This window comes from Acinetobacter sp., assembly GCF_045628685.1.
Lineage (GTDB): Bacteria > Pseudomonadota > Gammaproteobacteria > Pseudomonadales > Moraxellaceae > Acinetobacter.
In genome coordinates this window covers 1-23307 of sequence record NZ_JAZQPV010000117.1, presented here as the reverse complement: position 1 = coordinate 23307, position 23307 = coordinate 1, and the positions used below count along the sequence as shown (strand labels likewise).

Genomic DNA, 23307 nt, shown 5'->3' with positions numbered 1-23307 from the left:
AGTTACTCCTTAATGATAGCCTTTATCACCAATTCGTACTTTATCGCGGAATACCCAATAGGATACTCCTGTATAAATTAGAATAATTGGAATCAGAAGCAGCGCACCAATCAAGGTAAATAGCTGGCTACTGTGCGGTGCGGCTGCATCCCAAATGGTGACAGATGGAGGAATAATATAAGGCCACAAGCTAATGAGAAAACCGGTATAAGCCAAAACTACCAAAGCCAGCGTATAGATAAACGGACTCAGTTCTTTGCGCTGCTTACAGGCGCGTAAAGCCAGAAAAGTAAAAACCAGAACCAGAATTGGTACAGGACTGAAATAGGTGAGTTGCGGTTGACTGAACCATCGCTCTGCAATTGCCGGATGGGCCAAAGGCGTATAAATACTGACGCAGCCGAAAATAATAAATAATGCAATAATCAACTTCGGCATGAGCTGATACATTCGATTTTGCAAATCTGCATCAGTTTTAAAAATCAGCCAGCCACAACCCAACGTGGCATAAAGGACCACTACTGCTATGCCCGTAAAGATTGAAAATGGCGTTAACCAGTCCAACCCTCCACCGGTATATATTCCGTTTGTAGTTTTAATTCCTTGAATATAGGCACCCAAAATGATGCCCTGAAAAAATCCGGTTAAAATGGAGCCAGCAATAAAGGCCAGATCCCAAAGATGCCGGTTACGTCTGGATTTAAAACGGAATTCAAAAGCCACGCCGCGGAAAATAAGTGCAACCACCATCAGAATAATGGGTAGATATAGTGCAGAAAGTACCGTTGAATACACCAAGGGAAAGGCAGCAAATAAGCCTGCTCCACCTAATACCATCCAGGTTTCATTGCCATCCCACACTGGAGCCACGGTATTCATCATCACATCACGTTCTTGTTGCGCTTTAAAGAAAGGGAACAAGATGCCAATACCTAAGTCAAAACCATCTAGTACCACATAAATCAGTACACCAACGGCAATAATTACAATCCAGATAAAAGATAAATCAATCATTTGTCATTCTCCTGGTGATTGTCGAGAGGAGGACCATCCAGCTCTTCATCGGTACTTCCCAATGGACGATGCGAAGCTTGAATGACCCTTTCATCACTATGCGGTACTGAATGAACAAATTCCGGACCTTTATGCATGATTCGCAACATGTAATAAATGCCAATACCAAAGACCACGCAATACACCACTACAAAAATAATCAGGGTTAATCCGACTTGTTCTGCCGATACCGGCGATAAGGCATCTTTAGTCCGCATTACCCCATAGACTACCCAAGGTTGACGCCCAATCTCTGTGGTAAACCAACCAGCCAACATTGCGATAAAGCCGGAAGGTCCCATAATTAAAGCAAAACGGTGGAAGGCCGAACTTTCATAAAAGCGACCTATTCGTCTTAACCATAAACCGATGATTGCTAATAACAGCATCAACAGACCCAGACCAACCATGATTCGGAAGCTCCAAAATACAATAGTTGAATTCGGCCGGTCTTCAGGAGCAAACTCTTTCAACCCCTGAACTTTCCCATCCATGGAGTGGGTTAAAATCAGGCTTCCTGCATTTGGAATACCAATTGCATATTTGGTTTCTTCTGCCTTCATATCGGGAATCCCAAACAGATACAGCGGCATGCCTTCATCCTGATTGGTGTCCCAGTGCCCTTCTATGGCCGCTATTTTAGCAGGCTGATACTTCAAGGTATTGATACCATGCAGATCTCCAATCAGAACCTGCAAAGGGGTAAGCGCCAAAATCATCCATAAAGCCATAGAAAAAGATTTCTTGACCAACGCATCCCGGCGGCCTTTGAGTAAATGCCATGCTGCCGTGCTGGCAACCATCAAGGCCGACACCAAAAATGCAGCCATTGCCATATGTGCCAAGCGATACGGGAAAGAAGGATTAAATATAATGGCCAGCCAGTCCTGCGGAACGATAATACCATTTTCAATGCTAAACCCTTGTGGAGTGTGCATCCAACTGTTAGAAGACAGAATCCAGAACATGGAAATACAGGTACCGAGTGCCACCATGACCGTGGCAAAGAAATGTGCCAGAGGACCCACACGCCCCCAGCCAAACAGCATAATGCCCAAAAATCCGGCTTCCAGGAAAAAGGCAGTCAGTACCTCATAAGCTAAAAGCGGTCCGGTTACACTGCCGGAGATGCGTGAAAATTCACTCCAATTGGTTCCGAACTGGTAACTCATGACTACACCAGAAACCACCCCCATACCAAATGCGATGGCAAATATTTTGACCCAAAACTTAAACAGGTCTTGATAGACCGGATTTTGAGTTCTGAGCCAGCGCCACTCTAAAACAGCAAGGAAGCTTGAAAGGCCAATGGAAATGGCAGGAAAAATAATATGGAATGAGACTGTAAATGCAAATTGAATTCGTGCCAGTTCAAGTGCAGTTAAACCTAGATTCATAACATCACCTTTTTTAATTCGTCGATGTGGTGATTGAGCACGCTGATACACAATCGCGCTATATTGTTGTTTTGTCCTGTCAGAATACTCTCGAAACTTCAGTAAAGTATGTTGATTTATTATTTCAAGCTCATTTAAAAAGACTTAAAATCTGGACAGACTTCATCTGTTTACTCATCTCTTGAAAAAATATATATGCATAGTGATCTCTATAAAAATAGTTTGTTAGAACAATACCTAAAACATCACGTCTAATTTTTTATAGAGATAGAAGTAACGCTTCACCCTAAGACATTTGAAATGCGCTATTTTAGTTTTTAAATACAAATATTTATAAAATAATAGATTATGGACGGACAGATCAGAGTAACCTCGTACTTGCCAATAGCAAGGGCTGTAAATAGACCGCAATCTTTGAAAATACTGTTGTAAGAGCAAGTAACAACCCACGACGTAGAATTAAAATTCAATCTTACATTTATATGTATCTGGCAATTCAGTGAACGTATCTAAAGATATATTTTAAATTCCATACACCTCAATTCACTTTTTATTTACTTCTCCAAGTTATAAAACTGTATTTTTAAACTGGTCTGAATTCCTTTATGTGATTGGTTTTTTGTCTAGAAAAGCGACTTTCAATCTGCTTAATACTTGAACAACTCTTTAAAGAGGCGTAAAGTTCAATTAATTTAGTTACCCTAGCTAACTATTATGCCGGACCCACTTAAATTTCGTGCTTCATTATTACGCTGTGCGCGTTTAATGAGCGATGAAATCAATATCATTTTATTACCCCATCAATTGAACTACTCGTTGTGGCAAGTGCTATATGTGATTCAGTTAAAACACGGCTGCACCTCTATAGACATTGCGGAATATCTCAATGTGTCCAAGCCATCGATTGCAAAACGCATTCATACACTGATGCAACTGGAAGTTTTGGAACAAGTCGATACTGAAGATAAACGGCAAAAGAAACTGATCCTGAGTCAAAAAGGTGTAGAGCTTTTTCAAATCTGCTCTAAAAAAATGGATATGTTTGAGCAACAACTGCTTTTGCCACTGGATCAAAATTCGCAGAATTGCGCCTTGAACACCCTTCATGCACTGATGGATCATCTGCAAGACCTTAAATCAGGTACACAACCATGAATGAAAATGCTCCCTTATGGTCAAGAAATTTTATTCTTGTCAGTTCCATTAACTTTCAGCTGGTCCTGACCTTTTATCTGCTGGTGGTGGTGATTGTCGGTTATGCCGTAGCTGAGCTCGGTGCCACCACGGCGCAAGCAGGTCTGGTCTCGGGTTTATTTATTGTGGGTACGCTGATTGGGCGTTTGTTTGTCGGTAAATTTCTGGAACGCTTTGGACGTAAAACCACACTTATTGTAGGTTTAACAGGTTTTCTGATTTTTTCCGGCTTCTACTTTATGAAGTTCGATGTCGGCATGCTATTACTTGTGCGATTTATGCACGGTTTTATGATGGGTATGGCCTCTACGGTTTTAGGTACCATTATTGCACAAATATTGCCGCCCACTCGTCGTGGCGAAGGCATTGGTTACTACAGCATGAGCAGTACTTTGGGAACAGCAATCGGCCCTTTCCTGGCTATCTGGATGATGCTGCATATTGGTTATCATGCTATTTTCATTGTTTCAAGCATTATCGCAGTGAGTTGTCTTGTGGTTGCTTTTTTGATCAAGGTTCCGAATCTTCCGCAACAAAGCAAGTCACTTGATATTTCTGTGCCCGCTGAAAAACCCAAGTGGGTTTCGCAATTTATTGAACACAAAGCCCTACCCATTTCATTCATTATGTTATTGGCCTCTATTTGCTATTCAGGTGTATTGTCGTTCATCAACTTTTATGCCAAAGAAATTGATCTGGTAGAAACTGCATCCTTTTTCTTTTTGATGTATGCCATTGCAATCTTGATCTCTCGTCCATTTACCGGCCCACTGATGGATCGTAAGGGCGAAAATATCATTATGTATCCTGCTTTTATTATTATGGCGATTGCCATGATTTTATTAAGCCAGGTACAAAGTTCATTTATGTTGCTGGTTTGCGCAGGCTTACTCGGTTTAGGTTATGGCAATATTCAGTCGGTTTGCCAAACTGTCGCAGTAAAAAGTGCCAGTATTGAACGAATGGGTTTTGCGACCTCAACCTTCTTTATTTTTCTGGATGCAGGTTTAGGTTTTGGTCCTTATTTTATTGGTCAGGCCTTGGATTATATTGACTATTCCCAACTGTATTTCTACAGCGCCATGTGCGTTTTGGTTTGTATTGTCATTTACTATCTATTACATGGTCGCAAAGCAAGCAAACACTACCATGCCTCAGCTTAAGAATAAATCTAAAAAATAGGGTTAATTGAAAATCTCCTTTTATAAAACGGGATTCAAACAAAGAGAGGTCAATATGACCTCTCTTTTCATTTTCTTTCTTTTAAAATCAATAATTACTTAAATACTTTAAAACGCACTGCATCATCTATGTAGCCTTTGGCTTTGGCTTCACCTTCTACGGAACCAAACACCAACTGGGCACGCAGTTTCCAGCTTGCAGGAATATTCCATTCTGCCTGAACTTGTTCATCTACAATTGGGTTGTAATGCTGAAGTGAGGCACCTAGACCATCGGTATGTAATGCCGTCCAAGTCGCGAACTGCGCAATCGCGGTTGAATGTTCTGCCCAAATCGGGAAGTTATCGGCATAAGATGGGAACTGTTGTTGCAGGCCTTGAATCACATCCATATCTTCAAAAAATAGAACTGTACCGACACCTGCAGCAAAGCTGTCCATTTTGGCACTGGTTTTTGCAGCAGCGTCTTCATCTTTTGCATAAGACTTGAGTTTTTCTTTCACAAAGCCCCAAAATTTTTCATGCTCATCATTAAATAAAATCACAGCACGTGAAGATTGCGAGTTAAAAGATGATGGGCTTTGCTTAATTGCATGTTGAATCAATTCAGTTAAGTATTCTGGGCTTTGCTCTACATTTTTACCCACGGCATAAATGGTACGGCGTTTATTAATTAAATCTAAAAACTGATTCGACATTGAATGAAATCCTTTGATATTTCCTCGGGAAGATTTGTAACAACCTGCCTGCACTGTTAATAAAATGTGAAATATCAACTTTTATAACAATGCAGATGCAAATTTGTTGTTGCCCTACCATATGCAATAATAATTCCAATATCTAGTACATTTTATTGATAATTAAATCTTTAATTTTTTATATAAAAACTTGCATACAATTTAAACATGCCTTTCATAAACAAACCAGCCATAAAAAATCCCCCAATATTTGGAGGATTCTTATTATATTTCAGGGTGTTTCAGAATTTAGCATTCAAGACACTTTGCGATACCTTATGCTTCCAGATATCACGTAAGGTTGGTAAATAGAATTTCTCACCAATTTCAACCAGTTCAGCATCAATTAATGCATGAATTTCGTGCATAAATAAGTAATCCAGTTCAACTGTTTTCAGCATTTTATTGGCTTTTGCAAACTCGCGACGTTTTTGCTGCGCGGCTTTTACCAATTGGTCTGCATAGTTCTTATTTTTAAATTGGGTAATCGCATTTAAACGTAATTCAATTACACCCCAGCCACTTAACAATAATTTGAACAACTCAAAATCTTTTGTAGTCGATTCCCAGGTTATTTCATCCAGATTTTCATCGTTAGGAAGCACAGGAAGCAGCAGCTCCATCACGCTCGGAAAAATCTTTTTAAAATTCAAAATAAATTTAACAGGATGCTCGCCAGGATAATCCTTGAATTGCACCTTTTTCTGAACATCCGTTAAATAAACATCAAGCATAATCAATCATCAGCAGTTATTTTCTCTCTATATTGTACGCATATATGCAGCAGATAAAAACCACTGATGATCAATAGATCAGTGTTCAAGCCTTGAGATGTCTATTTCGCGTTAGGTGAAACCATATTTTCGGGAATCACCACGGCATCAAACTGTTCTGCTGTCACCAGGTTTAATTCAACTGCCACCTGTTTTAAGGTCTTGCCTTCTTTATAAGCAGTTTTTGCCACTTTCGCAGCATTTTCGTATCCAATTACTGAATTTAAAGCCGTGACTAACATGAGTGAGTTATGCAGGAAATAATCAATTTTTTCATGGTTTGGCTCAACGCCAACTGCGCAATTATCATTAAAACTATTACATACATCTCCCAATAATTGAATCGATTGCAATAAGTTAAAGGCAATCACAGGCATGAATACATTTAATTCAAAGTTACCCGATGCCCCCGCGACATTAATGGTCGTATCATTACCCAATACTTGTGCCACCACCATGGTCATGGCTTCACTCTGGGTGGGATTAACCTTGCCCGGCATAATGCTGGAGCCAGGTTCATTCTCAGGAATACGAATTTCACCCAGACCGCAACGTGGTCCACTGGCTAACCAGCGAATATCATTGGCAATTTTATTGAGACTGACAGCTAATGTTTTTAATGCACCCGAAGCAAAAACTGCTGCATCACGCCCTGCTAGAGCTTCAAATTTATTTGGTGCCGTAACAAATGGCAAATTGGTTAATATCGCCAATTTTGCCGCTGCTTTTTCGGCATATTCCGGATGTGCATTTAAACCCGTTCCCACTGCTGTCCCACCCAAAGGCAGCTCATACAAGCCTTCAAGCGCTTGATAAAGGCGTTTCAATCCGTGATCAAGCTGTGACACATAACCACTAAATTCTTGTCCCAGCGTTAACGGCGTGGCATCCTGTAAATGGGTACGTCCAATTTTTACAATATTTGAAAATTGTTTTGATTTTTCGTCTAAGGTATTGCGTAAATGTTGTACTGCAGGAATCAGTAATTCATTGATTTGTAAGCTCGCTGCCACATGAATAGCGGTTGGAAATGAGTCATTGGTTGATTGTGCTCGGTTTACATGATCATTCGGGTGTACCGGTTTTTGCGAACCTAAAGGATTGCCCAGTTTTTGGTTGGCAATATTGGCAATCACTTCATTACAGTTCATATTACTTTGTGTGCCTGAACCGGTTTGCCACACTACCAATGGAAACTCCCCATCCCATTTTCCCGCAATCACTTCTTCAGCTGCATTCACAATATAATGTGATAATTCATAAGGAATTTGATCTAACTCCGCATTGGTAATCGCGGCTGCTTTTTTTACCAGCCCCATCGCACGAATCATCGCTCGTGGTAAGCGCTCTTGCCCAATTTTAAAGTTTTGCAAACTACGCTGTGTTTGCGCACCCCACATTGCTTCACTCGGAACGTCAACCTCACCCATAGTGTCGTATTCAATACGTGTCTGCATCCTCAACCTCATTTCCATATAGTTTTATAAATTGAGCTTCATCTGTTTTGACCTGTTTAATAATCTTAATCAAACATCATTAAATTGTAAATGATTATTATTTACATGTATTTTATTTAACGCCCTTTAAGTGTTTGCTGATAAAACCGCCAAGAATCTTCTATGATTTGGGTCATCGTGCGTTTGGGCTGCCATTTTAAAATTTTCCGTGCTTTGTCTGAAGTTGCTCCAATCTGGTCTAATTCAGCATAGGCATAAAACGGTGCATCGATAGTTTTAATTTCGCTCTTGGTCACTTTGGCGACTTCACTCAGTAGGGCACGAATCGACATATTCTGCCCTGCAATATTAAAAGCATCACAAGTATAAGGCTGATTTCTTAACCACTGTAAAGTCGCGATAATCGCATCACAGCAATCTAACACATGTAGAAAACTGCGCTCGACAGTACGATCTAAGGTATGAGCTTGTTGACGTAACTCAATATAGTCGCGTTGCTTGGCTGCAGCTTGCAATGCCAGTGGAATAATATTTTTAGGCAAGGGGGCAACAAACTCCCCTAAAACAGCATGTTCAAATGCACCTGCAATATTACATACTCTCAAAATTGCAATTTTCCATTCACTGTCTGTTAGTGCAGTATCTCTGATTATTTCTTCTGCCATTTGTTGCGACTTGATATAAGGATTCGGATAGGAATAGTTAAAAGGCATGTCTTCTGACAGAGTTAAACTTGACTGCCCATATACCGCCAAACTGGATAAATGAATTAAATTTCGTACACCAGTGCGCTGCATGGCACGTAGCAAACTCATGATACAACTGACATTATCATTATAGTATTCCAGCGGTTTAAGCACCGATTCTTCAATTGATTTAAAGCCTGCGTTATGAATGACCGCTTCTACAGAATATTGTTCAAAAACTTTGTTTAAAGCCGGGGTATTTCGGATATCGATTTTGACAAATGGCACATACATGCCTGAAATAAATTCGAGTCGTTCTAACGTTTGTAAATTTGCATTGGATAAATTATCGACAATAATGACTTCTTGCCCATGCGCCATGAGGCTTAAAGCAATATGAGAACCTATAAAGCCTAAACCACCAGTCACTAAAATCATTGTATACTACCTTTTTCTTATGAAGTTTGGATGTATCAACATTGGATTGAGCATTCCTCAAGTGAATTTCGATGAGTACCTTATTACTAATTACCTCCGCTCCAACCTCGATCTATGCCTGGCATGCTCTGGGTTTAGCACAGGCCTTACACACTAAGAGTCAGGAATTTCGCGTGTTTTTCTATCAGGACGGTGTTTCTGTTGCGAATGCCTTGCAGTGGGTTCCTGATGATCAACGTCATTTAACTGCAGAGTGGCAAAAGTTAGCCATTCGCTTACCGGTTTGTGTCAGTGCTGCATTAGCACGTGGGATTACCGATCTGGAAAATGCAAAACGACATCAAATCAGCCAACATAATCTTGCACAAGGTTTTGAATTGGTTGGACTGGGTGAACTTGCAGATGCCGTCCAATCAGCACAACGTCTGATTCAATTCTAAGACGTTATTTTTTGGAATCTGTTGCTTTTAAAAGGTGAATTGTGTGAAATCTGTACTCGTTATTTTAACTCAAGCCAATCTTGCCAATTTACAAATACATGAAAGCTTGTCCGCTACGATGGTGCTGGCGACTTTTGGCTGTGAAGTCAAAGTTTTGCTACAAGATGCAGCCTTGAGTTTACTCAACTCAGAACTGCAATTTGAACAGCTTAAACATGCCTTTAAAATTGCATCCAATATGGTCGATAGCTTTGAGTTTTACGACCTTACTCCTGTTTTAGTGGAAAATAAAAACCAGCATACTCATTTTGTCACTCAATCTCAGCAGGCTATTGAACTTGTTGATTTAAACAATGAGTTGATTCAATTTTTTGATTTTGTGCTGTATTGGTAAAGATGAAGAGTGAAATGATCATGGCGAATAAAAGCTTATATTTAGTGCAAAGTAATTTTTCCGCTACACCATCGGTACTGGTAAAACTAGAACAACTCTACAGTCCTGAAGATACCGTGATTTTAATGGGTGAATCTGTCCTGCAGTTTCAACAGCCTTTCTTGCAACAATTGAATTGTATTTATGTTTTGGATCGCGATGCTGAAATCTTGGCAGGACAAAAGACAGAGAATATGAAAATTATTTCTTATGTGGAGTTTGCCGATATTTGCCTGTCTCACACCCGCTGTATCCGTTTGAACTAATTTGAGATTTATGATGAATTTAAAGCTCGATCAAGATGGTCACTTAGTCGATTACACCCTTTGGAATGAAACTGTTGCACAAGAATTGGCAAATACTTTAGATTTAGAGCTTACAGCATGGCATTTTGAAGTCTTGCATGCAGTACGCCAGTTCTACCAACAGTTTGGTCATTCGCCTGCGACGCGTCCGCTGATTAAATTTCTGATGAAAACAGTCAGTTCCGACATTAATAATGCAGTGTTACAAGATAAATTTAATACGGGTTTGGTGGCACGCCATTTAAGCCGTTTGGCAGGCATTCCAAAACCACCAAATTGTCTATAAATGTGATGAGTTAATTTTTAAGACTGTATTTTATATTGTTCTAAATAATTGAAATAATCTTGAGTTAATTCCGGTTTGACTTGCTTAGCATGAAGGGGTTCATTGCATTCGGACCATACCAGTCGTGGTGTGATTTTATGACCGCAGTTTTTATACATATTGCGTCGGCTTTCCGACCCCCTCATTTATTTATTCATCTGCCCAATTTGCCATAGATATTATAAATTGAATAAAGCGCAAATCCTTTTCAGTTAAACTGATATTCATATCGCTAGTGTCCTGGTACATAAAGAAATTTAACTAACATCTCATTTCAATCACACGTTTTAGACGCTCAGATAGCACCACCCGACATGTTAGAACCTAAATTTTGTTGAAATGACTCAAAACGGTTTTTTTCTAAAAAAGAACTGCGTAGAATCAGCAATATCCAACGCTCACCAATGACCGATAAGGTTCTGGCGATTGAACATGGTTGTTCTCCAATATCATCCTATTTCATAAAGAAAAAACATTAACTATAGGTTTAGCTTTAACCCAGAAAAGTGAGCGCATTCATTTTGATAGTGAAAGGCTAGCAATGTGAAGCTAGAAAATATTAGATTAAAGGTTTGATTATATTTGGTCTTTTAAAAGTGTCTATTACAATCTTATCCTTATACCCAAATCCCGCTTATCTTATCGTTGATTGAATAATTAAAAATGAATTTCGTCCTGATTTTCTTCAATGATTTTGAGCCAGGCTCGAGTTGCAGGGTTCATGGCAACCGTGTTATTCCAGGCCATACTCAATGTCCAGTTGATATTCGGATTGTCCAAGATACTGATATTATATTTTTCCTGATCCAGTTGCTCACAATAGGTTTTGGGTAGCAAGGCGATTCCAACCCCTAATTCCACCATTTTTGCAATAAAGTCCCATTGGCTACTTTTACACACCACCTTGGGTTCAAATCCGACATAATTGGCTGCTTGTATAATCATATTATTTAAGCTGAACGTATCGGCATAAAGCAGAAAAGACTCTTCTTTGAGTTCGATTAAAGAAACTTTTGCTCTATTTTTCCATTGTGTGTTTTTACGTGAAAGTAAGCATAAAGGCGAATCAATAATCGGAATGCCACTTAAAATGGGCTTTAAATGCCCCAGTAATATTCCTACATCTACTTTTTTAGCCAGAATGGCATCTTCAATGCCCGTTGCACCGACTTCTAGAAAACTTAATTCAATATCGGGATATTGCTTGTGGAATTTGGCAATCAGGCTACTCAATAATGCCGATCCGACCGGTGGAAGGCCGATGGTTAATTTACCCTGTTTCAAATGCCGTACTTTAGTAACGGTTGCAAAAATACGTTGTTGCTCTTTCAATATCACTAAAGCATGTTGATAAATTTGCTGCCCCATATAAGTCAGAACCACATCGCGTTTTCGACCTGCTTCACCCTTATGAAACAATGGTACGCCAATTTCTTGTTCTAAAGCATGAATGGCCTTACTAATGGTGGGTTGCGTGACACACATTTCTTCAGCCGTGCGGGTAAAACTTTGCAGTTGTACAATTTTAACGAACATCGTCAAGCTTTTAATATCCACAAAACATTCCATTTAGGCATAATCTTTTTTTTATTATTCATAATATGGATCATCGGTCAAATCTAGAATACACCTACGCTTTTATTTCTCCTTATTATGTCTACGTCATCCTTCTCACTTAAGCTGCTTCATATTGCTCAAATTATTCTGCAATTGAGTTTTCTGGTCATTATTTGGTGGGTCGCTTCAATTATACAGCACACATTCAATTTACCTGTCTCTGCCGGGGTTATTGGTCTTTTGCTGGTTTTATTGGCTTTGCTGAGCGGTCTATTTAAATTGCAATGGATCAAAACGGGTTCGGATTTTATTTTGGGAGAATTGGTCTTATTATTTATTCCCTGTGTGGTTGGAATCATTAAATATAAAGCTCTCTTTTTAACCCAAGGTTGGCAACTGATCCTTGCTGTATTTATCGGCACAATTTGTGTGATGCTTGCAACTGCATATAGCGTGTATTTCGGTTTTAAACTGGAAGTACGTCTAAAGCAAAAACATAAGCCTTATTCTGACCAACTGCTCAAGCAGGGATAGTGAGATGAACTTAATTGCTATTCTTTGCTTTATTGGTACTTTTATTGCCTATATCTTAGGTAAAAAACTGTATCAAAAATATCCCTATACGCTTTTAGCGCCTGGAATTTTTGTGCCCTTTGTTATTATTTTATTAATGGTGATTTTTAATATTTCTTATGATACCTACATGATTGAAAACCAGTGGCTGATCTGGATGCTTGGCCCTGCAACCCTTGCTTTTGCTATGCCTATTTATGAATATCGAAAAGTCATTAAAAAACATGTGCTATCAATTAGTTTAGGTATTGTTGTCGGAATGACTGCTGGCGTGATGAGTTCATTTTATTTGGCAAAGTTATTCAGCTTTAATCAAGAAACCACGTATAGCTTAATGGCGCGTTCTATTTCTACACCATTTGCCATGGAACTGACTTCAAATATTGGCGGTTCGGTTGAACTGGTGATTTTATTCACCATGATTACCGGTATTGCCGGGGTTGCCATGGCCGATATGATTTTACTTGCCTTAAAGTTAAACTCACGCTTTGCGCAAGGAGCAGCTTTAGGTAATTCAGCACACGGTTTCGGCACCAGTAAAGCCTTTATTCGTCATCGTGAAGAAGGTGTGATTGCCTGTTTAACCATGGTACTTGCTGGGGTATTTATGATGTTATTTGGACCTGTGATTATTCGATTTGTAGTGACTTATCTTTAATAATTATAGAGTTTGAACTTATATATGCTTGATTCTATAGCGCTAAATCACGCAAGAATATTTAAAGCCAAGCTAGAGAGAAATAAAAACTAAATATCACCAGACTTAAAAGACTCACCGTTTCACAAATCTCTATACTTGCTCCGACTGTATCTCCAGTAATGCCACCAATCCGCTGGATAAATTTATAGCGTAAATAGATTAAGGTCCCTATAAATATTAGGGCAGTTAAAATACCTCCCCATGCAAAATATGCAGATGCAACCAAACACAAGGCAAATATGATGACTGCACCTGTTTTAGGGATAAATTCTGCGATTGAAGCTCCTAAACCTTTTTCGCGTACATATTGTGTAGTCAAAAATAAAAATAGTGGTGCTAAACGTCCCAATACCGGAAATAAAAGCAGCGCTAAATACAGTTGGTTTTCTAATAATACATACAGTACTGACCATTTAATCAGGCACAGAATAATTAAACTTAAAACCCCAATCGGTCCGCAACTCGGGTCTTTCATGATTGTTAAAGTGCGTTCTTTATCACCAAAACCACCCACCCAGGCATCGGCTGTATCCGCTAAACCATCCAGATGTAAACCACCGGTCAGCCAAATCCAGACCACTAAAATCAGACTGCTCAGCAAGATTACCGGCAATGCATGCAGGACTGTGGCGATGGCAAATAAAATTACACCGATCATCAAACCAATCAGTGGATAAAACAGTAGAGATTGACCATTTTGCAGTTTGCTCGGCATTTTTTTCAACTGAATCGGAAATATGGTCAAAAACTGCAAGGCAATAAAAAATGGTGTCATTGCTGTTTTTCCTGAACCAAATGAATGGAAGCATCTTTATGTATTAAAAAAGAATTGAGTTGACCTAATTCTGCAGTCATTTTTAAAATATCATCCAGTGAATGATTTAAAGCGATACATTTTAAAAGTTTAATCACGCCGCCATGTGTCACCACTAAAGCATGTTGCCAACCATTTTCCTGCATTTGCTGCTGTATGTGTTCAAGAGTATTAAAAATGCGTTGATAAAAATCCTGCATGTTTTCTGCATTAGGGGGGGTAAATTGAGTGGGTTGCTGCCAAAAATTCGCCAGTAATTCAGGCTGATTTTCATAAATAATCCGGGTAGATACGCCTTCCCAATCGCCAAAATGCATTTCTTGCAAACCTGCATCGTAGAATATCGGTCGTTGCTTTTGTTCAGCTATCGCTTCTGCAAATAAACGACAACGTTTTAAGGGCGAAGTAAAGATGACGTCCCATTGCACCGGTTTTTGCATAGAATTGAGCTTAACAGCATGCCCAGATTGATCTATGGTTTGCTGCATCTGCAACCAACCCAACTTGGTCAAATCGTCATCTGTAGAACCGCGCAAGGTATGACTTAAAGTCGTTTCACCATGACGAAGCAGATCAATCTTTAACATGCTCAATATCCTGTTGAATGTTTTTAGGATTAAACCTTTTCGCCAATGACGGCAGCTTGGGCAAAAGTTGCCATATTGTTGTGCAGATTACATGCCAGTTTAATCACCCCTAAAGCTGCCCCTGCACCACTACCTTCACCTAAACGCAAGTTTAGCTTTAATAAAGGATTGGCATTCAGTTCCTGCAATAAACGGCGATGTCCATATTCTGCCGACTGATGGCCAAACAACATCCATTCACGAACTGCAGGATTTAAACGTACCGCCACAAGCGCTGAAACTGTGGTAATAAAACCATCAACCACCATAGGCAAACCGAGCTGTGCACAACGGATATAGGCACCCACCATTGCTGCAATTTCCAAACCACCAACTGCGCAAAGTGCTTTAAAAGCATCCTGAGCGACATAATCTGTATGTAAAGCGATGGCTTGATTAATGACATTTTTTTTATGAATCAATTGTTCTTCACGAATACCTGTACCCACCCCTGTAAGCTGTTCTGCAGGATCATTCAGTAAAAAACAGGCAACTGCTGAGGCAGAACAGGTATTGCCAATGCCCATTTCCCCTGCGACATAAATAGACGCGCCATAAGCAAGTGCATCTTCTACACTTTGACGCCCCAGATTCATCGCTTCAATACACTCGGCTTCAGTCATCGCGACCTGTTTGGCAAAGTTGGCTGTACCGGGAATAATGCAATGACATTCTACGCCTGCATAATCATAGGCATCACCCACAGAACCACAGTCAATGACTTGTAATTTGGCATTGTATTCTTTGGCAATCACGCTGATACAAGCGCCACCCGTGGTGAAATTTTGCAGCATTTGACGCGTCACGGCTTGTGGATAGGCAGAAATATTTTCTTCCATCACACCATGATCACCAGCGAAAATCGTGATCCAGGGCTGGTCTATATTGGGATGTGGATTTGCTTGCAAACTTGCCAGTTGCACCGCAGTATTTTCAAGTTCAGATAATGAGCCTGTTGGTTTGGTCAGTTGTAATTGACGTTCTTCCGCCAGTTTTTTTACTTCCTTACTTGGCGTTTTACACGCATCCAACCACCAATTCATTCTTTCGCTCCTTTTAAAATCATGGGAAAACCCGCAACACAAAACACAACTTTATCGGCAATCTGCCCCAACTGCTGATGCAAACGCCCTGACTCATCGACAAACTTGCGGCTGATCTCACCCATTGGGATCACGCCTAAGCCGGTTTCATTACTGACTAAAATAACGTCTGACTCTAATATCGGTAAGATATCCAGCAGTTGTTGGCATTGCTGCATCTGTAAGTCAGGATTTTCATGCATCAACAAATTGCTCATCCACAAGGTTAAACAATCGACAAGAATCACTTGATTAGGTTGATCCAGCTCGATTAGACAATTGGCCAGATATAATGGCTCTTCAATCACAGTCCAGTGCTTTGGACGTTGTGCTTGATGATGATGAATCCGATCTTGCATTTCGGCATCAAACGCTTGTGCGGTGGCAATATAAGTGACCACCAAACCCGAATCTTGCGCAGTTTGTTCTGCAAGGCGACTTTTACCCGAACGTGCGCCACCTAAAATGAGTTGCATCATACGTCACCCAGTTGAAATTGATGAAATGGAGAGAGCTGACCTTGCAATATTTTCGCGTTATATGTACCAAAAGTCAGTTGGTCGACTGAAAATTCAAAGCTTTTTTGTTCGATGCTGTTGATACGCTTAAAAATTAAATCGCTGTTAAATGCTTGATCATACAAACCTAAAGTCAGATGTGGACAATAGTCGAGCGGTGCAATTTCATCGCAACTTTGCCCAAGCAGATGACGTAATTTTAAAAGCACATCATTTTCATCAATAATTTCGACAAATAAGGCACTTTCAAAACTGTTGATACGACCTGTTTTTAGCTGAATTTTATTCTGAGAATGCTCTGTTAAATGACGAATGTGTTGATGCATCTTTTCAATGCAAAAATCATCATCCCAAACCGGGTTTTGTTTAGTGAGGAAGCCACAAATAAATAAAGTGATGTGAAATTGGCGGGTATTGGGCATGTATAAAAAATCTGAAAAAACCGAACGCAGTTGATTTAAATAATCTAATAATTCTGGATGTTCAATTTCGATATACCATAACGAAAAATGCTCGCGTCCGCGATGCCATTCAGGATAATCCCCTGCAAGTGTAGGAACAACGGGCGTACAAGGCTTCAAGAACACACATTAAATCACTTTAAATTCAATCAGCTTATTAAAGCATGAATGATATTAATTTTCTTGCCGGGTTGATTTAGGAATATTCAGCCAATAATGAATTATATTCAGCTTTCATCTATTTAAAGCATCTCGCCAACATCATTGCTTCCTCCATAAAGCGCTAAAATCAAATCTGGAAATTCAACTTTTCATAAAATCACGCCGGCATAGAAGAGGGCTGCATATTCTTTTGATAACGCAGGAAATAAACAGCCAGAAGTATAAACATGATCATTAACAAGTAAAATGGGTAATCACTGTGCCACTGATACAAACCGGTACTGACCAATGGGCCAAATACAAAACTCAAAGCCTGGGTTGCCGTACAAAAACTGGCAATTTTAGTCTGTAAATGCCGGGGTGCAGATTGGGCCGCACCTGTGGTAAATGCAGGAGTAAGGCAAGCCACAGCCACGCCATATAAAATATAAGCGCTTTGAAAAATATGAATATCTGTGGTACGAATAGAGGTCAGTAAGCCCAGCATCATACATACCAGTCCAACCCACAATAGGCGCTGTACAGACCATTGTAGAAATCTGGAAATCGCTGTTTGCATCATCACTAATGATATTCCGGCAACTAAAGAACATTGGGCAAAATAAATTGCGCTCTGCTGCGTCGAAATTTTAAATTGATCTTGAATATAAAAGCCCGCAGTTAGATTTACGGTAACAATCGCAATATAGAGACTAAATCCTAATCCAAACCACCCTATACTGTTACGTAAAGAAAATGCTTCATTGTCGGAAAATGTCGTATTTTCAGTAGGTATAGCCAGCTCTTGAGTGTGAGAACAACCAGCTTCTTGGCGATCAAATTTCAATACAATATAAAGGCTAATGAACGCAAAGATAATAAAGGCAACCCATAACGGCATAAGCATGCCCCAGGCCAACAAAAGCGTAGTTAAAAATGGACCAAGCACTAAACCTGCACTATTTAACGCGCCAAACTTGGACATGGTCTGGCTACGCTGTTGTTCTTGGGTATATTTGGTCATGACGTAGGTTTGTAAAGCAATTTGTGGCATCGCCATAAAGATGCCCATACTTGCCCGAGCCAACAATAACAAAGCAAACAGAAATATCGTCGCAAGATGATATTCAAGTCCATATGCCAAAATCGCAGTAAATATCCCCCAAGTGAGGGTCATCCCAATAAAACCCACACTTAATAAACCATAAATACTGTATTTATTTTGCTGTTTAGAAATATAGATGGCCCCAATTGCCATCAATAGTGCACCTACTGAAATTAAAGCTCCGCCTTGGAGTTCTGTCATTTTCATTTGACGAACCAGAGGTGCAAGTATGGGCAAAATCATCGAGAAACAGGCACCATTTGCCAAGCTTGCGGCAATCAAAATCTTATTGTTTTGATTCATTAGTCAATATAACCAAATTTTATTTTTATACATGCAACAATAGCAGTTTGATAAATTTTGTCTATTTTATATTCAAACCATATTTTTCTTTTTTCTAAATTTTTAATAATTTCAGCCATCAGCCATCAGCCATCAGCCATCAGCCATCAGCCATCAGCCATCAGCCATCAGCCATCAGCCATCAGCCAATGTGATCATTTTTCTTTTGATAAAAATATGCAGAATGGCGCAGATCGCAGATCATTACACCTAAAGATAAATTTGCAGCCCACTTATAGCTTAATTTTTTGAGCGGGAAAAACTTGTGAAAAATAATAGCAACCAGACTATATGCAACGTTATAAGAACTTTTCTGGTTACAATGGTCAGTTTTAATCTTGATCTAAAACATCTGCGAACTGTGCACCCAAGACTTTGACTAAATCTTGTGGTTTTACCCCAATATCTAAACCTCTTTTGCCACCACTAACATATATTTTGGTTAATGATTCTGCAGAAGCATCTACTACCGTTTTTAAACGCTTTTTCTGCCCGACTGGACTGATTCCACCCACCAAATAGCCAGTTAAGCGCTCGGCATCTTTTGGATCTGCCATATGTAATTTTTTAGCCCCTACTGCTGCAGCTATTTTTTTCAAACTTAATTGATGTGCAACAGGCAAAACGGCTACATAATAATTCTTGTCATCAGTTACCAATAAGGTTTTAAAGACTTCATTGACTTCTAAATTTAATTTTTCAGCCGCTTCTAATCCAAAGCTTTTTGCATTGGCATTATGTTCATATTCATGGATAGAAAATTCGATTTTATTTGATTTTAAAACTTTGCAAGCAGGTGTCATTTTTCGAGTATATAAAAAATCTGGATAAATAAATTATAAGCTTTTTTAAAGTTAATGTTTAGCATACTTAGGCTATTTGGGTTTAAATCATTGCGGCTGTACTTCATCTTGTAATCTAATTAATTTTGAACCGCTTCATTTAAGAGTAGCTATGGTAAAAGATAGTCTGTTATAAAATCTGTATTTAAAGATTGAATAAAGATATTTAAATATTTTGATAATGATTATGTTATAAATAAAAATTCACAGAAAAAACCAAAGATTCAGTCTTTACTCAACATTGAATTTTATATTTTTGCGGGAAACTCTACCTCAATGCAGAGTTCCCCCTACTAATGACGTTCCGGCCATTTATAAAAAATATTCCCAAATGACATATCCCAAACCGAATCCAATGAATGAATAAAGTGTGATGATGAAAAATACAAAACTCGCTTTATTTTTCTTTTTTAAAAAATTCATATTGATACTCAATGCTCAGTCTAAATTGCATTATATTATTGCACTAATTTAGAGCGTATTAAACATTAATCGTTTCAAAAATAATGATCTGCTATACCACCACTTATCCTTGCTGTAATGCAAATTGACATATTAGTTAATCTAATCATCCAATCTTTATGAATGCTAAAGACAGATAATAAAAAACTCTGGCATTCTGCAGGGGTTTTTCGTATTGGTTAGCTCGATATGACTCCTGTCGTACTTTGCAAGCCTTGTGCGATCTAGTCTTTTATTATGTGGGAATTCCTGTTCATGATGAATCCATCCTAAGGAATTTTAGCAAGATCTTGTAGCCGTAAAGGGCTGTAATGGATGTGATCATATATGCACATTTGGCTAAAAAAATTCATATTCTTATATACAAAGATTAGGGGATACTTTTACTCTGCCAAGATCAAGAACACTGAAAAATCCTCAAAATGTTATTCATTCCTATCATATTCAGGTAGTGCACTATACGGTCCTATTTTTTCTCTTTTCTGTACTGACCTCAAATAAATCAATAATGCATCATCTTTACTTAAATCAATAACCAATTTATATATTTATCTAACAAATCTACGGAAAAGATACACTGTTTTTAATCCCCTTAACCTATCTTATAAAGGCGAATTTAATGAATAAACTTTAAAGGATGCCACTATGAAAACTATTCCAATGAAGAAAATGATTAACTGTATTGCTGTTAGTAGCGTATTGAGTTTTGCCGCCTCTCTAACTATGGCGGCTCCGGATCAGCAATCTATAAACGACAACAAAAATCAACCCAAAATATTGAATGATAATCGTGAAAATTTAACTGACAATCAAGTCATTAAGGTGTTAAGCACAGCCAATAATGGTGAGATTAAGCAGGCAAAAACAGCGTTACCAAAGCTAAAAATGGATCAAGCCCGTAAGTATGCTCAGTTAATGATTAATGAACATTCATCGAATGAGAAAAAAGCCCAAGCCTTAGCAAGTCGTTTAAAGTTAACTCCACAAGCGAGCACCCTCAGTACCTCATTACAAAATGATAGTGATAAGGTGGTTAATAAGCTGGGTCAATCATCAGCAACCGATAAAGACTATATGACGAGTCAAGTTGAAGGACACCGTGAAGTTTTGATGATTATTGATAAGCAATTAATACCAAACGCCAAAAATTCTGAATTAAAAACTATGCTTGTGCAAACTCGTGCTGCAGTTGCTAAACATCTACAAATGGCTGAACAAATAGTTGCAAAAATGAAATGATATAAAATCATATTATTATTTAATAAATATTCTTAACAACCCTAGCTTTGATAAGTTAGGGTTGTTTAATAATTTATTAATTCAGCCTACCTATTCATGAATTTTTATTCAATAAACGATCAACTAGGCCAAATTTCTTGAAAATTTTTGCACGGCGTTTCGGATGAATATTGGCTTTATTTAAATCGCCTTCGTAATGCTCAAATACGCGTTGATCCATCATTTTAAACCATAATGATGGAATTAGAGCGGGTAATAACATGGTTGCATAACCACTTGGCAACTCAGGTGCTTCATCAAAGTTACGCAACGCCTGAAATGGACGTGTCGGATAGGCATGATGATCTGAATGACGCTGCAACTGGTACAAAAACAGGTTAGTCGTAATGTTATTATTATTCCAGCTATGCTCTGGCATGGTACGCGCATAAGAACCATCTGGTTTTTTATCGCGCATTAAACCGTAATGTTCAATATAATTAATGACTTCAAATAAGCTTACTCCGTAAAAAGCTTGAGTCGCCAAATATGGAATCACCTCTTTACCAAATAGCTTCAACATGGTGGCATGAAAAGCTGCACTCATCGCCCAGCCTTGAAACAATTCATTTTCTGGACTAAAAAATGATAGACCTTTGCGTTTTAAACGGTTCTTTTCAATTTCTACGGCAGATTTAAGACCACCAAACACCGTTCTAGGCCAAAACTCATAGAAAGTTTCCCCCATTTTAGAAGATGCCGGATCTTCAGGTGTTGCAGCACGTTTATGATGTCCATAAGGATGTTCAACCCTAAAATGATTGTAAAATAACGGCATTAAGGTGGCATGTGAAAGATAGTGATCTTTTTTATTCGGTCGGTGCGACAACTCATGTGCAGTATTTACCCCGATACCATTAATGGCACCCATGGATATTCCTAACAGGATCTGATCGACGAAAGACGTTTCTTTACGGCTCACCACATAGCCTGCAAATAGATTGGCTGCCATTTGCAAAGGAATAAACAATTTCACAATACGGTCATAATAAGGATCGTTGACTAAGGATGTAACTTGCTCATCATTAGGATTATTATTGTCCTTACCTACAATTGAATCAAGACTGGGAATAATCACGTGTAATAATAAAGGACCACCCAAAGCAAATATTTTTTTCGTTGCTTTAGGACCAAACTGATAGCCTGACAAAATACCCATGCCAATCACAGGTAAACCGGGGCTTAATAACCACCAATAACGTTTTTTATCGAGGGCTAAACCTGAAGCTGCTGGAAGGGTTTGAATTGTTGTTTGATTTAAATTTACTGGCGCATTCATGCTGGCGATCTTCCCTATTTTCTATTCTACCGTTATATTTCTAGAAATGGGTCATCAAGAACAGTTTTAAACGTCCAAAAAAGCTATGCAAACGTCCTTGGCATCAATAGCCAATATTTGACCTGAAAACACATGCTTGAGTGAATCAAAGCTTTTTATAATTTTTATTAGATGATGACAGTACGATAAGACATGGATGCCTTAAGTAAAATTTTTGATGATATTCATCTTAATAAATCTGAATATATTTATTTAAAACCGCAAGGTGACTGGGCATATTCTTATCAGAAACAAGATGCCATGATTGGCTATGTGGTTCTGGTGGGTAATATGACGATTCAACTGAATCCACACACCCAACTTCAGGTCGAAGCGGGTGATCTGGTGCTGATTCCTTCAGGACAAAACCACTCTTGCCATAGCAATAATAAAAACAACTTGGTTGAAGCCTTAAATATTACAGAACTTTTTGATCAAAAAAGACAGGAAACTGTCGAGTTTGGAAGTTCTAGCGGTGAGCCTGCGCTCATTTTAGCGATCCGCTGCCATATCGATACGATTATGGCGCGTCCTTTACTCAATGCCCTGCCCGACTATATTCATATTCACCATATTACTGGCAGTACCGCACCAGAATGGCTACAAATAGGCTTACATTTTTTGGCAGTTGAAGCCTATCAAATTCGGCCGGGTCGCGACAAAATTCTCGACCATCTGGTGAGTATTCTATTTATTGAATGTGTCCGTGACTATATTACCCAACTTCAAGATTCCAATAATTGGCTCAGAGCGTTGGCACATACCGAACTGGCGAATGCTTTGGCTGCTATTCACGGTAAACCAGAACAGGCCTGGACAGTGGAAAGCTTGGCAGAACAATGCTTTATGTCGCGCTCGAAATTTGCCCCTTTATTTAGCAATATTGTGGGTGAAACACCGTTGGCATATTTACAGCAATATCGTTTTCGTCTGGCATCGCAGCATTTACGCGAAGGACAATTATCAATTCAACAAATTGCCCATCGCGTTGGCTATTCTTCTGAAACGGCTTTTAGCCAAACCTTTAAACGGCTATTTGATTTAACTCCCAGCCAGTATCGGCAACAAT

At 38.9% G+C, this 23307-nt stretch carries 26 protein-coding genes and 1 pseudogene; 10 read left to right on the top strand and 17 right to left on the bottom strand.

What is annotated here, in order from left to right; genetic code table 11:
- Window positions 1-9: 9 nt before the first annotated feature.
- Together cydB and ACKI4H_RS14940 are read right to left on the bottom strand one after the other, a co-directional pair.
- Window positions 10-1014 (bottom strand): cytochrome d ubiquinol oxidase subunit II, encoded by a 1005-nt coding sequence (gene cydB / locus ACKI4H_RS14945; RefSeq protein ID WP_407307106.1) that lies wholly within the window; start codon window positions 1012-1014, stop codon window positions 10-12.
- The gene (locus tag ACKI4H_RS14940; RefSeq protein ID WP_407307104.1) at window positions 1011-2450 is read right to left on the bottom strand and encodes a cytochrome ubiquinol oxidase subunit I; all 1440 of its coding nucleotides are present in this window, start codon (window positions 2448-2450) and stop codon (window positions 1011-1013) included. Before ACKI4H_RS14940 ends, cydB begins: the two co-directional genes overlap by 4 nt.
- 714 nt (window positions 2451-3164) lie before the next feature.
- On the opposite strand from ACKI4H_RS14940, the gene ACKI4H_RS14935 reads away from it, so the two are divergent.
- Window positions 3165-3605, top strand: a complete 441-nt coding sequence (locus tag ACKI4H_RS14935; RefSeq protein ID WP_407307102.1) for a MarR family winged helix-turn-helix transcriptional regulator — start codon at window positions 3165-3167, stop codon at window positions 3603-3605.
- Window positions 3602-4807, top strand: a complete 1206-nt coding sequence (locus ACKI4H_RS14930; RefSeq protein WP_407307100.1) for an MFS transporter — start codon at window positions 3602-3604, stop codon at window positions 4805-4807. Before ACKI4H_RS14935 ends, ACKI4H_RS14930 begins: the two co-directional genes overlap by 4 nt.
- A gap of 113 nt (window positions 4808-4920) precedes the next feature.
- On the opposite strand, the gene ACKI4H_RS14925 is transcribed toward ACKI4H_RS14930, so the two are convergent.
- From ACKI4H_RS14925 to ACKI4H_RS14910, 4 genes are all read right to left on the bottom strand, one after another.
- Window positions 4921-5523 (bottom strand): nitroreductase family protein, encoded by a 603-nt coding sequence (locus ACKI4H_RS14925; RefSeq protein ID WP_407307098.1) that lies wholly within the window; start codon window positions 5521-5523, stop codon window positions 4921-4923.
- A 281-nt stretch (window positions 5524-5804) separates the two neighbouring features.
- A complete protein-coding gene (locus ACKI4H_RS14920) occupies window positions 5805-6296 on the bottom strand; it encodes a hypothetical protein (RefSeq protein ID WP_407307096.1) in 492 nt (163 codons plus the stop codon).
- 101 nt (window positions 6297-6397) lie between these two features.
- Window positions 6398-7792 carry a class II fumarate hydratase gene (gene fumC / locus ACKI4H_RS14915; protein ID WP_407307094.1) on the bottom strand — a complete coding sequence of 465 codons (1395 nt, stop codon included), beginning with the start codon at window positions 7790-7792 and terminating at the stop codon, window positions 6398-6400.
- Between the two features lie 116 nt (window positions 7793-7908).
- Complete coding sequence (locus ACKI4H_RS14910) at window positions 7909-8916, bottom strand: SDR family NAD(P)-dependent oxidoreductase (RefSeq protein ID WP_407307092.1); 1008 nt, start codon at window positions 8914-8916, stop codon at window positions 7909-7911.
- Between the two features lie 71 nt (window positions 8917-8987).
- Here ACKI4H_RS14910 and tusD point away from each other — a divergent pair, with 71 nt between their 5' ends.
- The 4 genes from tusD to ACKI4H_RS14890 are packed head-to-tail and all read left to right on the top strand — an operon-like array spanning window position 8988 to window position 10380.
- On the top strand, window positions 8988-9356 hold the full coding sequence (tusD, locus tag ACKI4H_RS14905; protein WP_407307090.1) for a sulfurtransferase complex subunit TusD: 369 nt from the start codon (window positions 8988-8990) through the stop codon (window positions 9354-9356).
- Between the two features lie 43 nt (window positions 9357-9399).
- Window positions 9400-9750 carry a hypothetical protein gene (locus ACKI4H_RS14900; protein WP_407307088.1) on the top strand — a complete coding sequence of 117 codons (351 nt, stop codon included), beginning with the start codon at window positions 9400-9402 and terminating at the stop codon, window positions 9748-9750.
- Between the two features lie 20 nt (window positions 9751-9770).
- Window positions 9771-10055, top strand: a complete 285-nt coding sequence (locus tag ACKI4H_RS14895; protein WP_407307086.1) for a hypothetical protein — start codon at window positions 9771-9773, stop codon at window positions 10053-10055.
- Window positions 10056-10068: 13 nt separating this feature from the next.
- A complete protein-coding gene (locus ACKI4H_RS14890) occupies window positions 10069-10380 on the top strand; it encodes a TusE/DsrC/DsvC family sulfur relay protein (RefSeq protein ID WP_407307197.1) in 312 nt (103 codons plus the stop codon).
- Between the two features lie 17 nt (window positions 10381-10397).
- On the opposite strand, the pseudogene ACKI4H_RS14885 reads toward ACKI4H_RS14890, so the two are convergent.
- Together ACKI4H_RS14885 and ACKI4H_RS14880 are read right to left on the bottom strand one after the other, a co-directional pair.
- Window positions 10398-10867 (bottom strand): annotated as a pseudogene (locus tag ACKI4H_RS14885) (winged helix-turn-helix transcriptional regulator).
- A gap of 209 nt (window positions 10868-11076) precedes the next feature.
- Window positions 11077-11976 carry a LysR family transcriptional regulator gene (locus ACKI4H_RS14880; RefSeq protein ID WP_407307084.1) on the bottom strand — a complete coding sequence of 300 codons (900 nt, stop codon included), beginning with the start codon at window positions 11974-11976 and terminating at the stop codon, window positions 11077-11079.
- A gap of 96 nt (window positions 11977-12072) precedes the next feature.
- On the opposite strand from ACKI4H_RS14880, the gene ACKI4H_RS14875 reads away from it, so the two are divergent.
- Both ACKI4H_RS14875 and ACKI4H_RS14870 read left to right on the top strand, forming a co-directional pair.
- A complete protein-coding gene (locus ACKI4H_RS14875) occupies window positions 12073-12510 on the top strand; it encodes a CidA/LrgA family protein (protein ID WP_407307082.1) in 438 nt (145 codons plus the stop codon).
- A 4-nt stretch (window positions 12511-12514) separates the two neighbouring features.
- Window positions 12515-13207 (top strand): LrgB family protein, encoded by a 693-nt coding sequence (locus ACKI4H_RS14870; RefSeq protein ID WP_407307080.1) that lies wholly within the window; start codon window positions 12515-12517, stop codon window positions 13205-13207.
- Window positions 13208-13268: 61 nt separating this feature from the next.
- Here ACKI4H_RS14870 and ACKI4H_RS14865 read toward each other — a convergent pair whose 3' ends face one another.
- From ACKI4H_RS14865 to ACKI4H_RS14830, 8 genes are all read right to left on the bottom strand, one after another.
- Window positions 13269-14024, bottom strand: coding sequence for an adenosylcobinamide-GDP ribazoletransferase (locus ACKI4H_RS14865; protein ID WP_407307078.1), 756 nt, complete (start codon window positions 14022-14024; stop codon window positions 13269-13271).
- Window positions 14021-14650 (bottom strand): histidine phosphatase family protein, encoded by a 630-nt coding sequence (locus tag ACKI4H_RS14860; protein WP_407307076.1) that lies wholly within the window; start codon window positions 14648-14650, stop codon window positions 14021-14023. Before ACKI4H_RS14860 ends, ACKI4H_RS14865 begins: the two co-directional genes overlap by 4 nt.
- Before the next feature lie 29 nt (window positions 14651-14679).
- Window positions 14680-15732, bottom strand: a complete 1053-nt coding sequence (cobT, locus tag ACKI4H_RS14855) for a nicotinate-nucleotide--dimethylbenzimidazole phosphoribosyltransferase (protein ID WP_407307074.1) — start codon at window positions 15730-15732, stop codon at window positions 14680-14682.
- Entirely contained in the window at window positions 15729-16250 is a 522-nt protein-coding gene (cobU, locus tag ACKI4H_RS14850; RefSeq protein WP_407307072.1) for a bifunctional adenosylcobinamide kinase/adenosylcobinamide-phosphate guanylyltransferase, read from the bottom strand. The genes cobT and cobU overlap by 4 nt, the downstream gene beginning before the upstream one ends.
- Window positions 16247-16876, bottom strand: coding sequence for a 2'-5' RNA ligase family protein (locus tag ACKI4H_RS14845; RefSeq protein WP_407307070.1), 630 nt, complete (start codon window positions 16874-16876; stop codon window positions 16247-16249). The genes cobU and ACKI4H_RS14845 overlap by 4 nt, the downstream gene beginning before the upstream one ends.
- Before the next feature lie 193 nt (window positions 16877-17069).
- The gene (locus tag ACKI4H_RS14840) at window positions 17070-18299 is read right to left on the bottom strand and encodes an MFS transporter (RefSeq protein ID WP_407307067.1); all 1230 of its coding nucleotides are present in this window, start codon (window positions 18297-18299) and stop codon (window positions 17070-17072) included.
- Window positions 18300-18670: 371 nt separating this feature from the next.
- Window positions 18671-19141, bottom strand: a complete 471-nt coding sequence (gene ybaK, locus ACKI4H_RS14835; protein ID WP_407307065.1) for a Cys-tRNA(Pro) deacylase — start codon at window positions 19139-19141, stop codon at window positions 18671-18673.
- A 351-nt stretch (window positions 19142-19492) separates the two neighbouring features.
- On the bottom strand, window positions 19493-19603 hold the full coding sequence (locus tag ACKI4H_RS14830) for a hypothetical protein (protein ID WP_086194801.1): 111 nt from the start codon (window positions 19601-19603) through the stop codon (window positions 19493-19495).
- Between the two features lie 684 nt (window positions 19604-20287).
- On the opposite strand from ACKI4H_RS14830, the gene ACKI4H_RS14825 reads away from it, so the two are divergent.
- Window positions 20288-20881 carry a DUF4142 domain-containing protein gene (locus tag ACKI4H_RS14825; protein ID WP_407307063.1) on the top strand — a complete coding sequence of 198 codons (594 nt, stop codon included), beginning with the start codon at window positions 20288-20290 and terminating at the stop codon, window positions 20879-20881.
- 94 nt (window positions 20882-20975) lie between these two features.
- Here ACKI4H_RS14825 and ACKI4H_RS14820 read toward each other — a convergent pair whose 3' ends face one another.
- On the bottom strand, window positions 20976-22199 hold the full coding sequence (locus tag ACKI4H_RS14820; protein WP_407307061.1) for an alkane 1-monooxygenase: 1224 nt from the start codon (window positions 22197-22199) through the stop codon (window positions 20976-20978).
- Window positions 22200-22391: 192 nt separating this feature from the next.
- Here ACKI4H_RS14820 and ACKI4H_RS14815 point away from each other — a divergent pair.
- On the top strand, window positions 22392-23307 hold a 916-nt coding region (locus ACKI4H_RS14815), incomplete at its 3' end, for an AraC family transcriptional regulator (RefSeq protein ID WP_407307059.1).